The sequence below is a fragment of the Thiocapsa bogorovii genome (assembly GCF_021228795.1).
Taxonomy (GTDB): Bacteria; Pseudomonadota; Gammaproteobacteria; order Chromatiales; family Chromatiaceae; genus Thiocapsa; species Thiocapsa bogorovii.
On the sequence record NZ_CP089309.1, the window covers coordinates 3,239,262 to 3,254,353 of the forward strand.

General features: G+C 67.8%; 8 protein-coding genes. 1 reads left to right on the forward strand and 7 read right to left on the reverse strand.

All coding sequences use genetic code 11. The features are described 5' to 3' along the window. Positions 1 to 17: 17 nt before the first annotated feature. The 7 genes from LT988_RS14635 to LT988_RS14665 all read right to left on the reverse strand — a co-directional run bounded on the left by LT988_RS14635 (position 18) and on the right by LT988_RS14665 (position 8,957). On the reverse strand, positions 18 to 308 hold the full coding sequence (locus LT988_RS14635; protein WP_007192413.1) for a hypothetical protein: 291 nt from the start codon (positions 306 to 308) through the stop codon (positions 18 to 20). After that, a complete protein-coding gene (locus LT988_RS14640) occupies positions 305 to 1,501 on the reverse strand; it encodes an aminotransferase class I/II-fold pyridoxal phosphate-dependent enzyme (RefSeq protein ID WP_232406299.1) in 1,197 nt (398 codons plus the stop codon). The genes LT988_RS14635 and LT988_RS14640 overlap by 4 nt, the downstream gene beginning before the upstream one ends. A gap of 4 nt (positions 1,502 to 1,505) precedes the next feature. Then, a complete protein-coding gene (locus LT988_RS14645) occupies positions 1,506 to 2,591 on the reverse strand; it encodes a Gfo/Idh/MocA family protein (protein ID WP_232406300.1) in 1,086 nt (361 codons plus the stop codon). 103 nt (positions 2,592 to 2,694) lie between these two features. Beyond that, positions 2,695 to 3,471: a ChbG/HpnK family deacetylase gene (locus tag LT988_RS14650; RefSeq protein WP_232406301.1), complete on the reverse strand. Its 777-nt coding sequence runs from the start codon at positions 3,469 to 3,471 to the stop codon at positions 2,695 to 2,697. Next, a complete protein-coding gene (locus tag LT988_RS14655) occupies positions 3,468 to 4,592 on the reverse strand; it encodes a glycosyltransferase (RefSeq protein ID WP_232406302.1) in 1,125 nt (374 codons plus the stop codon). The genes LT988_RS14650 and LT988_RS14655 overlap by 4 nt, the downstream gene beginning before the upstream one ends. 52 nt (positions 4,593 to 4,644) lie before the next feature. Continuing rightward, positions 4,645 to 4,956, reverse strand: a complete 312-nt coding sequence (locus LT988_RS14660; RefSeq protein WP_232406303.1) for a hypothetical protein — start codon at positions 4,954 to 4,956, stop codon at positions 4,645 to 4,647. Beyond that, complete coding sequence (locus LT988_RS14665; protein ID WP_232406304.1) at positions 4,944 to 8,957, reverse strand: acyltransferase domain-containing protein; 4,014 nt, start codon at positions 8,955 to 8,957, stop codon at positions 4,944 to 4,946. Before LT988_RS14665 ends, LT988_RS14660 begins: the two co-directional genes overlap by 13 nt. A 291-nt stretch (positions 8,958 to 9,248) precedes the next feature. Between LT988_RS14665 and LT988_RS25265 the strand changes: the two genes are divergently transcribed. Continuing rightward, positions 9,249 to 15,089, forward strand: a complete 5,841-nt coding sequence (locus LT988_RS25265; protein WP_269752047.1) for a type I polyketide synthase — start codon at positions 9,249 to 9,251, stop codon at positions 15,087 to 15,089. Positions 15,090 to 15,092 lie beyond the last annotated feature (3 nt).

Sequence of the window (15,092 nt, forward strand, 5' to 3'; positions counted from 1 at the left end):
GGTCGGGCACGGGCGTCTTAGAGCCCCTTGTAGTCGGCAAGGCCTTCCAGGAAGACATCCGCATCGACGATCGGGATGACCTCGACATGACTAGCCTTGAAGTAGGGGTTCATCCGCACCTTGAGCAGCAGATCGCGTGAGTTGTCCGCGCTCGTCACAAAGGCCCCGCCGCCGGCGACGAAAGCATAGGCGGCCTCCACGTCGCCGCTGCTCAGCGCGGCTCGAACCTCGCCGGCGTATTGGCGGACCTGCTCGGATTCGATCTGATAGGGTTGCCCATTGGGGCGCATGATGACGAGGAACTTCATGGGGGAGTCTCTCCGGTTGAAACGGGGGAGGTCGTGCGTGTGTCGTCGCCCGCGAGCACAGCGGTCAGGCATTCGCGAAGACGTTCCAGTGCGTCGGCCGGGGGTTGTACCCGGGCCGGAAGGGTGAGGAGGCGCGGGGCGATCCGTGCCGCGACGGGACAGTGACGGCGTCTGATACCTGCGCGGTGGTCCTCCCAGTCAAACAAGCTTTGATGCTGGAGGGTCGGCCAGTAGTGGTTCGGCTCGATCGCCACGCCGGCTCGGCGCAGACGCTCGGCGATGGCCGCGACCTCCTCGGGTGTGGCTGCGAGGCCCTCCGGGACGCCGAGGACGATGCGCCAATAGACGCGTTCGGCATCGCAGCAGGGTTGCAGAGGGACCAGACCGAGATCGCCTGCGATCGCCTCGACGCCACGCGCGTACGCACGCTGCAGCGCCTGCTTCTCCGGGTAGCGCTTGAGCTGACCGAGCGCCAGCACCAAGGCGACCGGATGGGGTCGCAGCTTCAAGCCGACCGCCGATCCGGCCCAGTCGAGGGTCTTCAGGTCGCCCGGGACGCGGTTGACGTGGCCGTAGACCAGCATCCGCTCGTGCAGCTCCGGGTCACGGGTCACGGCGCATCCGAGCTCCCCGCCTGAGACGAGTTTTCCCCGCCCGAGCGAGAAGCAGGCGATGTCGGCATGGGCCGCCAGGGGCTCGCCGCGATAGAGCGCGCCGTGGGCGTGCGAGGCATCCGCGACCAGCGGGATCCCAGGTGCTGCGGCGCGCAATGCGGTGTAGTCGGCGGGAACCCCCCAAGGGTTGTGGACCAGTATCGCGGCTGTCCGCTCGGAGACGGCTCGGGCCAGATCCTGCGGATCCAGCGTCAGGCCGAGCGGTTCCGCATCGACCGGCACCATCACGGCGCCGAGTGATCGCACGGCGGCCGCCATGCCGTGGAAGCCGTAATCGCAGACCGCGACCTCATGGCCCGAGCGCACGCCTACCGCCCAGAGCGCGGCATGGATCGCCGCGGTTCCGTTGTTCGTCGCCACCGCGTGCCGTCCACCGGCGAAGGCGGCGAACTGTTTCTCGAAACGGGCCAGATGTCCGCCGCTGACGATCGAGATCTCGCCGCGTCGAAGCAGGCGAGCGACCGCCTCGATGTCGCTCTCGTGGACATCTTGCCAGTTCTCCGAGGGCTCGATCGTCATGAGGTCAGGCCCGCGCATAGAGCGGCGATGTCGCGGTCGACCCAAGCTCGCCTCGGGCGGACGCATAGATCGCTTGGATCACCCGTACCGCCTCGGCGGCCTGCTCCAGGGTCGCGGCGCGCGGATCCGGCGTGCCCTCCACCGCGCCCGTCAGGGCCCGGAATTGGTCCCGGTGCGACACCCCGTAATACGACACGCCCAACGGGATCTCGTTGGTCTTCTGCGCCTCGGCGAACGCGGAGCGCCAGTGTTTGAGCGCCTTCTTGGATGTCAGCTCCAAACGGTGAAGACGCGCGGGGGTCGACAGATCGAAGGCCACGATGCCGCGATCGCCCATCAGTTCGATGACGTTGCTCCAGGCGGATCCGGCGGCACCGGTAATGGCCACCGTGCCGAGTGCACCGTTTTCGAGTTGCAGTGCGGCGACAAGACTGTCCTCGGTCTCCATCACCTCGCGATTCCCCAGCGTGTCCATCATCGCCTCGACATGAATGACCGGGCCGGCCAACCACATCAACATGTCGATGAAATGGTAGCCCTGGTTCATGAGAACCGAGCCGCCCTCGCGCGCCCAGGTTCCGCGCCAGTCGCTCGCGCCGTAGTAGGCGGGGTCACGCACGCATTCCAACGAGACCCGGACCATGCGCAGTGCACCGAGATGTCCTTCGGCGATGAGCTCTCGCACCAGGGTTACGAGCGGGTCGAAACGGTGCTGCGTGATCGGAAAGACCAATCGGTCAGCCGAACGCGCCGCCGCGGCGAGCGCGAGCACGCCAGACGGGTCGAGCGTGGGCGGCTTCTCCAGGAGGACATGTTTGCCGGCGCTCAACGCCTGCAACGCCAGATCCGGGTGCGTATCGTGCGGCGTGCAGATCGAGACCGAGCGCACCGCGGCATCCGCCATCACCTGGTCCAATTCGGCGGGCGCCAGACCCCAGCGAGCCGCGAACGCGCCGGCGATCTCGGGATCCATGTCCACGGCGTAGGCCAATCGCAGGGGTGCCGCATATCCGGCCGCGTCTACATGGGTCGGCGCGACGCGCCCGCAGCCGATCAGGGCGTGTAGCCACTCGTTGGATGGGTTCAACATGCGTGATTCGATCTCGTTGATCTCACAAATTGCGCCGGCGCCGGATGCGTTGGTCGCGGGCTCGGCAAGGTTGGTCGAGCAGGCCGTAGGGCTCTCGGGGCCTTCAGGTGCCGAGGGCCGCGAAGCCGACAACCTGGATGCCCTCGCTGTCCAGCGCCTCGCGCAGCTCCGCGGAGCAGAGCAGCCGCGTCTCTTCGACGCGCGCCTCGACGTAGCTGGAGATCGCCGCGAGTGCCGAATCCTGCGGAGATCCCGGATGGCAACCCAGCTCGACGATCGATCCGGGGCCGGCCATTCTCAGCGCAAGCCTGAGTCGTCCCATGACCAATGCCGTGGTCAGCGGCCGCACGCCGGAGAGCATGAGCAAGTCGGACGGTGTCTTGACCCCGAGTTCTCTTAGACGCCGCGCCTCTCCCGTGCCGCACGCGCGCCCGGGAAGTCCATGGCGGGCCGCCACCTCGGCAAACGGCGGGATCAGCTCGCGCCGGCAATGCACATGGTGGTGGCTGTCCAGATGGGTCGGCTCGATCCCCCAACTGTGCAAGCGCGCGATCTGAGCGTCCCACTCCCGAACGACCTCATCCGGATGACAGGCACCGAGTCCGCTTCGATGATCGGGAAATTGCCCGTCGGGCCCCACCAACGACGGGATCTCGCGCGGATCGAGACAGGGTCGGCCTCCGGTCAGCTGGAGGTGACAACCGATCCGCCCCGCGAGCCTGTCGGCGACCCTGCGCAGCCGACCCTCGGCCCCGGGGACACAGACCATTGCGGTAGTCGAAGACAGGACGCCGCGGGTCGCGGTCTCCAGGGTCGCCTCGGTGACCAGATCGGTCAGGGCGAGGTCGTCGGCGTTGATGATGACGCGTGGGCGGATCATAGCGTAATTCGTCTCTTTGCAAGGGAGGCAAGCACGTGGGCCGCCCGTTCGGCACCGTCGCAATCCAGTGATTCGGCACGGCCCGTAGGGCGAACGCCCAGACCCTCATCGATCCGGGCTGCGAGGGACGCCGCACCCGCCTGCTCGTCGAAGGTCCACACGCCCTCGAGGCGTCCGAGCGCGGCGGCACGGTCGATCTGGTCGCTGCCGGTTCCCGCATAGGGGCAGAAGACGATCGGCAAGCTGATTCTCAGCAGCGCGTACGCGGTGTTGTAACCGCAGCGCGAGACCACGAGGGACGCTCCGTCCAGCGCTTGCCGCAAGGGTGACCGGGTCAGCACCTGGATCCGGGAGGCGTCGATGCAGGATGCCGAGGGGTCGCCCAAAGGCCCCGCGACGATGCGCAAGCGGATCTCGCCGCGATCGAGCCGGGTGCGCAGGGCCGATTCGAGCAAGCGGAAGAGACCGACACCGGTGCTTCCACCTCCCGCGAGGCCGACCACTAGGGGCGGCGATCCCGGCGGTGCGGGTACGAACGCGGGCTCCACGACATACCCGACGTCGTGGCGCTCCTCGGGCAGCAGGTAGCCCTGTCGCTCGAAGGCCTCGGCTGGACGTTCGTGACGCGCATCGACATAGCAGAGTGCGAGGTCGTAGCGACCGATGGCGCGCCGCACGCCGGGGTTCCGGGGGCCGCGCATCGTGGGCCGGGGTCCGTACGGGACGCCGATGGCGAAGAGCGGCGCGTCTGGATTGCGCGGTGTCGATGCGAGCACCGGAGCGAGCTCTCCGCCGAGCCCGAGAAAGAGATGGTCCACGAGCACCGCATGCGGGAGAAAGACCCGAAAGGCCTCCGCGATCCGGTCGGCGCGCTCGCGCACGCGCGCCGGACCTCCGCGGTCGTCGGCCGCCGGCCAGTCCGGCAGCGTCGCGATGTGCAGATCGGACGGGAGATCGAGACCGTCGAGCCCTTTCCGGCACGCCAGCAGCATGCAGGCCGCGCCCTGTTGCTCCATCAGGGCCGCCGCGATCAGCAGGCTGCGTTGCACATGGCCTACGCCGAGCTGGGCATGGGCGTAGAGGAGAATCCGCGGAGTCGAAGGGCTCTGCGTCGGGGTCACCGCTTTAGGATCCGGCCGCCGTCGATGCGCGTTCGATCGTCGCTCATCGGGCTTACATCGCCTGTGGGCGCGGTGCGGGGGCGCCCTGATGCGCGAACGCGAACTCGACAAGCTCCCCGACGGTGAGCTCGTCGCGATACTGACCGTCGGCCATGACCAGGGCCTCGTAGGGCAGACGCAGGCTCAGACGCAGGTCGAGCATGGCGAAGAGCTCCATCGCCTCGACGGAGGTTAGACAAAGGTCGGTGTTCAGCATGGTGGACGCACCGAGAGGCTCCTCGAGCTCGAGGTCGGTGTCGGCCAGGATGTCCTGGATGCATTGGAGCACTGCGTCTTGAATCTGTGCCGGTGTCAGGCTGTCCATTCGATCCTCGTTTCACGTGTGGTGGATTGTTGATGCTCGATGTCGTTCGAGGCGTTCCGCTCCAGGTCCACGACCGCCCGGATCCGCCCGCCGGTCGTCTGGATCCTGACGGGTGGAAGCCTCCCGCGGAGCCGTTCGACCCAGTCGCCGAAGGGGCGCACGCGGGCGAGATGCCATTGCGTTTCAGCCTCCTCGGTCAGCTCCACGCAAAGGTCGAGGTGATCGGGCGAGTGACCCTCGTGCTCCCTCAGCCAGACGATGGCGGCCTCTTTGGCCGCGAGACGCATCAGCAGATCGGTGCGTTTCGTGTCGCCGCGTGCCGGCAGCCCGTCCTCTGTTTTAGCCCCGGTCTGGTGCTCGGTTTCCACGAGGATCAGACGCGCGAGTGCCGCGACGAAGATTCCGCCCGCGAGGTCCAGGTCCTTGACGAGTTGATCCGGGCATTCACGCACGAGCCTTCGATCGTTCGTCTCGGATCCGCCGGTTGTCAACAGCGGTTGACTCTCGCGCCAATAGAGGCGCGAGAGCATCGGTTGAAAGGGGTAATAGACCATGAGGCGCATCCCGTCCACGCGGGCAAAGACGGGTCCGTGCGGTCGCGCAAAACTGGCGTCCGCGACCAGCGCATCGCCTTGCTGCCGGACCCGGACCGCGCAGGCGACCCGATCGCCTGATTCGGGGATGTCTCCGGTCTGGCGATACCGATCGATCCCGACCGGGAATGCCGTAAACCAGCGGGTTCCGCGCGCGAGGAGCCAGAAGGCCACAGCCTGGCCGACGGCGTCGAGCAAGGCGGCGGGTGTTGCCGCCTCGCCATGGCGTTGTGGTCCGAAGAGCCGGTCGCGCTGCGGCGCGACCGCCGTCAACTCCAACCCGTCCTCGCGCAGAGCGATCAGACGATCGAGACAGCGAAACGCCGGTCCGTGAAAGAGCGCCAGGCGGTTGAAGTCGGCCATGCTCCACGCGGTCGCGAGCGGTTCGCCCCAGGTCTCGACCGGTTCCAACCGGATGCTTTCGGTGCCGAGCACCACCTGTGCGGTTACCGCCTCCCGAACCGCATCGCCGTCCTGCGTCGGCGGGGTAAAGAGTGCGACGGAGATGCGCTCGAGCCCGTCGGCGTCGCGATGCCGTCGCTGTAGGTGGATGCACAGACGCGATTGCCGCTGCGGAACACTGATCCAGCGTTTCCCAAGGAGACCGTCCACGCCCGAAAAGGAGAACCGTTCGCCGCGACCCCCGCCCACCAGCTCGCGTGCGGCCTGGGCCATAACCTCGAGGGCCATCACCATCGCCATGACGGGTAAGGGCCGTTCGGGCCGCGACTCTTCGCCGGCCGGGACACGACCGAGACGGTGATGGTCCAGATGGGTATCCCGATCCGGCTCCAACAGCAGGCCGAGCTCGATCGCGTCGGCGACCTTACGGGCAGGGCCGTCGAAGAGCCCGTCGGAAGTTGCTCGCCATGTGCGCTCCGGTAGCGCGACCTGCGGCGGTCGCCGGGCTCGGGCGGCGGCGATTAACCCGAGCGCAACCCGTTCCTGAGTCTCGATGAACTGCCGCGTGAGCGCCAGCTGCCGATGCATGAGGGCGATACGCTCTGGGGTGAGCCCCTGCGGGGGCCCGTGTGCGAATCCGCTCGCGTTTCCGGGTGAATCCGGTGCTCGAGTGTCCTCGGCGGGATCCTGCTCGCCCCACGCCTCGGGTGGACTTGCCTGCGCCCATTCGGTGAGGTTCCGCTCGTCGGCGTCGGGCTCGGGAACGATCCCCCAATCCATCCGGTGCGCGGGGCCCGGCCGCAACCGGCTCAGGTCGATGCGCACGCCCGCCACGAACAAGGTGGCGAGGGCATCCAGTACGATCCGGGCGCCGTCTCCGCCTTCCCGATCGAGGCCGACCAAGGTGGCCGGCCGACGCCGCAGCACATCCTTGGTGTAGCCGACCAGTTGGCTGCGCCCGCCGATCTCCACGAAGGTCCGAAGCCCTCGCGCGTAAAGCGACTCGATCGCTTCGCGAAACCGCACGGTCCCCGTCAGGGCCTGCTTGACGACTGCCGGGAAGCGCTGCGGATCGGACGGGTAGGGCGCGTTTGCGGCACAACTCCAGATCCGTGTTTCCGGCTTGCGATAACCCAGCTGGGCCAGCAGGCGTTCCAAGGGCTCGAGCTCGTCGCGATAGAGCGGGGTGTGGAACGGCCGGTCGAACGGCAGGTGCAGGCAGATATTGGCGTCCTCGTCGAGTGCGGCGATGACCGCATCGATCTCGGGCGCGAGACCGAACAGAACCACGTGTTTCGGCGAGGCGTCGATCGCGAGAAAGACACGACCGGTATAGCACTCCAGCAGCTCGGCGAGACGCTTTCGACCCTGATCGACGAGGTGAACGGCCACCATGCGTCCGGTTCGAATCAGACCGTCGGAGCGTCGGCTCCTGCCCGAGGCCGCGGTATCCCAGATCAGCCGTTCCCTGGACATCCCGGGCGGCGGTTGCATGGCGCCGGCGAGCAGCAGGGCGGCCATCTCGCCGTTGCTGAAGCCGAGCAAGGTGTCGGGCTCGACTCCGGCTCGGGCGAGGAGTCCCGCCGATGCCATGACGGCCATGGATCCGACGGCGCCGCTCCAATCGAAATCGTTCCAGGCGGCAGAAGCGGGACTGTCTTGTCGATAGAGACGGGCGCAAAGATCCCCGGCCGGACCGGGCCACGCGGTTGCGAAGTCGTCCAAGGTGTCCATCACGGGCGGGAAGCTCAGGGCTTGACCGCGCAGGATGCCCGGATAGGCCGAGCCGATCCCGGGCGCCATGAAGGCGACGGAGGGCGGCCCCTGCATCCCTGCCTGTGTGGGGTCCGGGAGCGAGAGATGGACGCCGATGCGCTTTGCACGCATCGGGCTGCCGACGCCGTCGAGGAGGTCGGCCGCGACCCGCAGTCGGTCCGCGAGCTCCTGCCGGTCGGCTGCGACGAATCCCAGGCGGGCAGCCCCCTCGGCGCAATAAACGGATTCGGCGAGCGCGGTCATCGAGAAGATCGAGGGGGCTGCCATGAGCCGTTCGGCGAGATTCGCGATCTCGGCACGCAGGGCGGGGGCCGATCCCGCGGCGATCAGGAACGGCTCGGCCGGCCAGGCGGTGACCGATGCCTGTAGCAGCACGCCGGTCTCGTCCGCCGCCCTCACTCGGACAATCTGCTCCGAGCCATCGGTGCGCAGCACAATATCGGCACGGCGCGGACCCGAATCGAATCCGTGGACCCAGGGCGTTGCACCGGTCGATCTCGTCCCCGACTGGGGCGGCCCGTAGGGCGGGATGATGCGCTCGCGCAAGGCGAGGGCGGCGACCGCCAGCGGCAGCACACTGGTGAAGGTCTGCGACAGGTGGAGCCCGTACTCGGGAGACCACCACCAAGGTGCGGGGCGTTCTCCCGCCGAATACGAGCCGAGCTCGGTTTTTGCCGGCGGGCTCTCCGACCCCAGTCGCAGGACGGCCGGCTGAACCGCGCCCCGGTCGATCACCGCGAAGACCGGGGTGCTCGTGGACACCGCGGCGGATAGCGGCATAAGCCCGACGACGGCGCCGCGGTCGAGCTCGCACGCGGCGATCATGACCTGGGAAAAGCCCTCGCGCATGAGCTCGCCTGCACGATCGAGCGCCCGCGCGCAGGCCTCGGAGCCGCCGCCCTGCGACCAGACGCGGAGATCGACCGACGTGGACGAGGTGAGCGTCGCCTCCAGGTCGCGACGGCGTACCGGTGCACCCGGAGCGGAGCTGTCGCAGATGACGATCGCAAGGCTTCCGGGCATCTCGGGCGTGGCGAGGCCGCGCAGGACGGATGAGAGAAACCTGACTTGATCGAGCGTCGCCGTCGTGGATTCCAGCGGGCGCCCGGCCAAAAGCCCGTTCCAAACCGCCGAGACGTCGGCTAAACGGCCGACCTGAAGGCTCAGGTCGGTGATCGCGATCGGCCGGCGGTCGTGCCCGGAATCGGTCTGGTGACTGCGCTCGGACATCAGAGTTCCAGGGGCGTGAGCGGCGAGGCTTGTGGTTCGGGACAGGGTCCCGCGGGCGTCGCGATCCCGCTGGGTTCACAAAAGCGGTGACCTGCTGCGCAGGTTGGAGGCGGCTGGATGTCTTGGCGTGACACGCGCGGCAGTATATTGTTCCCTCCGACCGCCTTCAAATCGAAATACCGTTGAACGATCCGAGTCGGCTGTCGCATCCGAGTCAGAGCCCGTAGCACCTATGCGTCTGTCGCGGGGCGGCGCATCCACCGAAACCTTCCCATTGGTAGCCATCTCCCTGTGAAGAGCGCACAAGACCGCGCGGCCGATGTGGGTCATCCGCCCGTCGGCACTCGAACGTCCCGGCTCCATCTGCTCTGCGCGCCCGCTCGGGCCGATCTGTGCCGTGCGCTGCGCGGGGCTCTGGAGCACGGGGCCGATACGTTCGAGCCTCCGGCGTCCGGCGCTCCCCCCGAGAGCCACCGACTGGCCATCGTCACTACGGACACGGCCGACTTTGCCGGTGCCGTTGCCCGTGCACTCGATGCGCTCGAAACGCGCTCGAGTGCGCGCTTCAATCTGGGAAACCGAATCTACTATCGCGACGCGACCGGGTACGAGGAGCCGGGCCGCGTTGCGGTGCTGTTTCCGGGCTTCGGTCATCGCGATACCGGGCTTGCACGGCAGCTGGGCGGCCTCTCGCCTGCGGTCGACGCCTGGAACGCCGCCGTCGCGGGGCCTCGTCCGTTAGGGCTCGTATCCGGGGAGTCGGGTTCGGAGCTTGCGGGCATGCTCGACGACGTGTTGATGGCCGATCTGGCCATGTGGGTCTTGATGAGGGATCTCGGCCTAAGCAGCGATCTGCTGGTCGGTCATAGCTTCGGCGAGCACGTCGCCCTGGTGGCGTCTGGGATGGTGCCGAGCCTGGCCGATTTGAGCCCGCTCTTCGCGTCGGTCGCGAACCTCGACGCCGCCGGTGATCCGCTCGGGATGCTGGCGATCACGGAGGCCGCCGTCGATCTCATCGCACCCGAGCTGGAGCGCGACCCGCCGTCGGTGTTCATGGCGCTGGACAATTGTCGACAGCAAAAGGTCTTCTGGGGTCCGTCCGCGGTGCTGGGGCGGGTCGAAGCGCGGGTCAAGGCGCAAGGCCTGCTGGCGTACCGTCTGACGGGTTTGGCGTGTCCGGTGCACACGCCGGCCTTCCCGGTTTCCGGGGAGCTGCTGCGCCGAGGTTATGCGGCACTCGCACTCTCGCCGCCGCGGATCTCGGTTTGGAGTTGCAGCCGGCTGCGTCCTCTGCCCGAAGAACGCGCAGCGGCCATCGAGGTGCTTGCCGCGCAATGGCATGAGCCGGTGCGGTTCCGCGAAAGCATCCTTGCGCTCTTCGACGCCGGTTTCCGGACCTTCGTCGAGGTCGGCCCCGGCGAGCGGCTCTCCGGGTTCGTGCGCGAGACCCTTCGCGGCAAGGGCGTGTTGGCGGTGCCGACGCATCGCGAGGGTCACCCGCCCCTGCAAACGATTCAAGTCGCCTTGGCTCAGCTTTATCTCCTCGGCCAGACGATCGACCCGGATCGCCTGAGCCCGCAGCCGAGCGTGTCCGAGGAGCGATTCGACGGTGGCGGGATCGCGTCGAGCAGTCCGCCGGAGACGCCCGGCGATACCGGGCTGCGACCGGCTGTGCAGCAACCCGCCTCGACGGATCGACACCGGTTCCGCGATCTCGTTGGGATGATTCAGGGCGAGGTCGCGGGATTGTTGGATCTCGCGGACCCCGAGTCGCTCGACTCCGACACCGGGTTTTTCGATCTCGGGCTCGGCTCCCTGGGTTGCGTAGAGCTCAGCGAGCGTCTCGGGCGGTTGCTCGGGAGACCTCTGCCGCAAACACTCGCATTCGATTACCCGGACATCGCTCGGCTGGCGCGGGCCTTGGCGAGCGCCCCGGGGACGTCTCCCGAGTGCGCCGACAGCGACCCGGGGCGCGCAACTTCAGCGCCCGAACCCGCGTCCGGGAACGAGCCGATTGCGATCGTCGGGATCGGTTGCCGCTTTCCGGGCGGGGTCGATTCGCCCGATGCATTCTGGCAACTGCTCCGAGAGGGCCGTGATGCGATCTCCGAGGTCCCGCCCGCGCGTTGGGATCCGAGGGCCTACGAGGCTTGGATCGATGCCGACCAGCGTGAAGCCGCCCGAAACGGCGGGTTTCTTGCCGACGCCTTGGGCTTCGATGCCGATTTCTTCGGTATCTCGCCCCGTGAAGCCAAGACACTGGATCCGCAGCAGCGCATGCTTTTGGAGGTCAGCTGGGAATCGCTCGAAGACGCCTGCATCGATCCCAAAGGTCTCGGGGGTTCCCGCAGCGGCGTCTTCATCGGCATCAGCAGTGCCGATTATGTTCAGCGGCTCTCGCCCGCGCAGCGTCTGGAGGTCGGAGGCTATCTCGCCACGGGCAATGCGGCCAGCACGGCAGCCGGGCGAATCGCGTTTGCATTGGGCCTGAACGGCCCGGCGATGGCGGTCGATACGGCCTGCTCGTCGTCACTCGTCGCGGTTCATCTGGCCTGCGATAGCCTAAGACGCGGCGAGAGCGATTTGGCGTTGGCCGGGGGTGTCAATCTGATGCTGAATCCGGAGACGACCGTCTTTTTGGCCAACGCGCATGCCCTCTCGAAGGGCGGGCGATGCAAGACCTTCGATGCGAGCGCCGACGGCTATGTGCGCGCCGAGGGCTGCGGCGTCGTGGTGCTGAAGCGACTCTCGGATGCGCTGGCTGCAGGGGATGCGGTCGTCGCCGTCGTCTTGGGTTCGGCCGTCAATCACGACGGCCGCACCTCCGGCTTGACGGTCCCGAGCGGTCCCGCCCAGAGCGCCTTGATCCGCGACTGTCTGCGTACGGCGGGGATCGTGCCATCCGATGTCGGCTACCTCGAGGCCCACGGAACCGGGACCCCCTTGGGTGATCCGATCGAGCTGCAGGCCCTTGGGGAGGTCTTTCGCTCGGCGCGGGCGGCGCCCCTGAGACTCGGATCGGTGAAGACCAATATCGGCCACCTCGAGGCGGCGGCCGGGATCGCCGGGCTGATCAAGGCCGCGCTGCAACTGCGCCGCCGTCGGCTGGTGCCGAGCCTGCATTTCCGGACACCCAACCCGCGCAGCGACTGGGCGTCGCTGCCGTTCGAGGTCAACCGGGACGATCGGGATTGGGACTCTGCTGGGCGGCGGATCGCCGGGGTCAGCTCCTTCGGCATCAGCGGAACCAACGCCCATGTGATCCTTGCCGAGGCGCAGTCAACGGGTTCGGCGACCGAGCCGAATGCGGAGTCGGATGGGGCCGACACGGGTCGCGCGCATCTGCTGGTTCTGTCGGCCCGAACCCCCGAGGCACTGCGCACCGCGGCGCTGCGGATGGTTGATCGCCTGGAGGAGAGACCGGTAGGTCGCTCGGTGGATCGCCCGATGGATCCTGGGGTCGTCGAGCCGGGTGCGTTCACAACGCTGGTTGGTTGCGCTGTGCCGAGGCTGGTGGACTGCGCTTCGCTTGTCCACCCTACACCGCTTATCCACCCTACGCCGCTTGTCCACCCTGACGCTACGATGAGGGATGGTGCCGGGTTTATCGGCGACGCCGTCGAGCCCCTGTCGGCACTGTGCCGGACCAGTTGGCTCGGACGTCACCACTGGCGCTACCGCATTGGGGTGGTCGCACGCAGCCGCTCGGAGGCACGCGATCGACTGCGCGAGCGTGCGGCCTCCGCGGCTTTCGACCATGCCGGTGCCGAGGGGCGTGCGCCGCGTATCGCCTTTCTGTTCACCGGTCAGGGCTCGCACGAGCCGGGGATGGGGCGTGAGCTCTATGCGACCGAGCCGGTGTTTCGCAGGGCATTCGATCGCTGTTGCGAGGGGCTCGCCCCCGATCTGGATGCGCCGCTTGCCGAGGTGGTTCTGGATCCTCGCGATCGGCGTTTGGAACAAACGGCTTGGGCCCAACCCGGACTCTTCGCGCTCGAATACGCCTTGGTGGAGATTTGGCGCAGCCGTGGAATCCTCCCGGACGTGGTGATGGGACACAGCCTGGGCGAGTACGTCGCGGCATGCGTGGCGGGCGTGATGTCGCTCGAGGATGCCCTGCGACTGGTCGCCGCGCGTGCACGTTTGATGCAGTCCTTGCCGACGGGTGGCGGCATGCTGAGCGTCGCGGCCTCTCCCGAGGGGCTGGAGTCCGTCGTCTCGCTCGCGTCGCTCGGGCTGGACCTGGCCGCGGTGAACGGCCCCGCGAGTCTTGTGGTCGCGGGGCCGGTCGGCGCCCTCGATCGCGCGGAGCGTCGGCTCATGGAGGCCGGGATCGGTTGTCGTCGTCTGCCCGTCTCGCATGCCTTTCACTCGCGCCTGGTCGAGCCGATCCTGGCCGAATTCGGTGCACAAGTGGTGGGGTGTCGGCTCTCGGAGCCGCGGATCGAGATGGTGTCCAATCTCACCGGGCAGAGGGTGCGACATGAGGTCACGGATCCCGCGTACTGGGTCGAGCACCTTCGAAGCACGGTTCGATTCGAGGCCGGGATGCGGACGCTCTCGACGCTTGGCTGCGATGCCTATGTCGAGATCGGCCCGAAGCCCGTGCTGATCGCGCTCGGCCGCGAGGCGGCAGGCGACGCTCGAAGCGCGCTCTGGCTTGCGAGCATGCAGCCGCCGGTCGATCCGAGCATTACCCTGTTGAATACCTTGGGCCAGCTCTACGAGCGAGGCGCCGACCCGAATTGGACGGGGTTGGAGCCCGCCGCCGGGACGCGGCCGCGGGCCCGGCTGCCGACCACGCCCTTCGAACGCCGGACCTTCTGGATCGAGCTCGCCGAAGGGCGTCATGTCGCCGCTGCTCCGTCGGATTCGCTGCCGCCGCGTTTGCCGGGGCGTCTGTTGGATCTCCCCGGCGAAACCGGTGCTTTGCGCTTCGAGACCCGTATGTCCATCGGCACGACGCCGGAGCTCGAAGGCTATCCGGGGCTCGCCGAGTATGCCCTCCCGCCCGCTGTTCTGCTCTATGCGGCGTTGCAGGCGGTACGTCGGGCCGCTCCCGGCGGGCGCCTGTGGTTGGAGGATCTGCGGCTCGTCGGTGTCCAGCGGCTCGCGGACCCCGGCGTGATCCTGCACACCTTGGTCAAGATGCCGAGCGCCGAGTCTGGCGTCGTCGAGATCCATAGTCGCGCCGAAGGTTCGGAGGATGAGCCTTGGAGCCTGCTCATGCAGGCGCGGGTGCACGCCGCATCGGAATCGCCCGTGCCCCATCCGGAGCTCCGGCGCATGTCAGGACGGACTCGGGATGCGGACGAATCGCTGCTCGAGCGTCTTCGCTCGGAGTATTCCGCGATCGAGAAGGCCGCTTTTTATCGCGCGGGGGAGCAGCTCGGATTCCGATACGGTCCCGATCTGCAGGTGCTGCGCGAGATCCGCCTTGGCATCGACGCGGCGAGCGCCGTTCTGGATCTGCAGATCGATAGCGGCGTCGCCCCGTCGCCCCTACCCGATCTGCCGCTGGCGGCGATCGAAGGCGGGCTGCAGCTCTTGGGCGGACTTGATGCCGGTGCGACACCGCCGCGGCTCGGACAGCTGCGCGCGATCGAGCGTGTCGAGATCCCGACTGCGCTCCCGCGTGAGGTCTTGGTCTTGGTCTTGGTTTGGCGGACGGAGGATCACGCTGCCGCGTCGATTCGGCTCCTCGATGCGCGGTCCCTGTTGTTGTGTGCAGAGCTTTCCGGGATTCAGGCCGACGAGATGGAGGTCTCCCGGGTCTCGGCGGCGGAGGGCGAGATTCGAGACAGGCTCGAGCGCGCGCCTCGCGAGGACTGGCCGTCGCTCATCGTCGGCTTCGTGAACCGCATCGCCGGTCTGATCATCGATGGGAGCGCCGATTATCGCATCGACCCGCGCCGACCGCTCACCGAGCTCGGCCTGGATTCGCTGATGGCGCTGCGGATCGCCATCGAGCTGAAGGCCGATCTCGGCGTCGAGGTCCCGGTCTCGCGGATCGTCGCCGGAGCCACGATCGAGACCCTGGCGGCCTCGTGCGTGGAGCAGGTCATGGGCGGCGATCAGGTGGTGCAGGGCTCGCAGAGGCTCGACGGATTCTTCCAGGAGGGCGAGCTGTGAGCG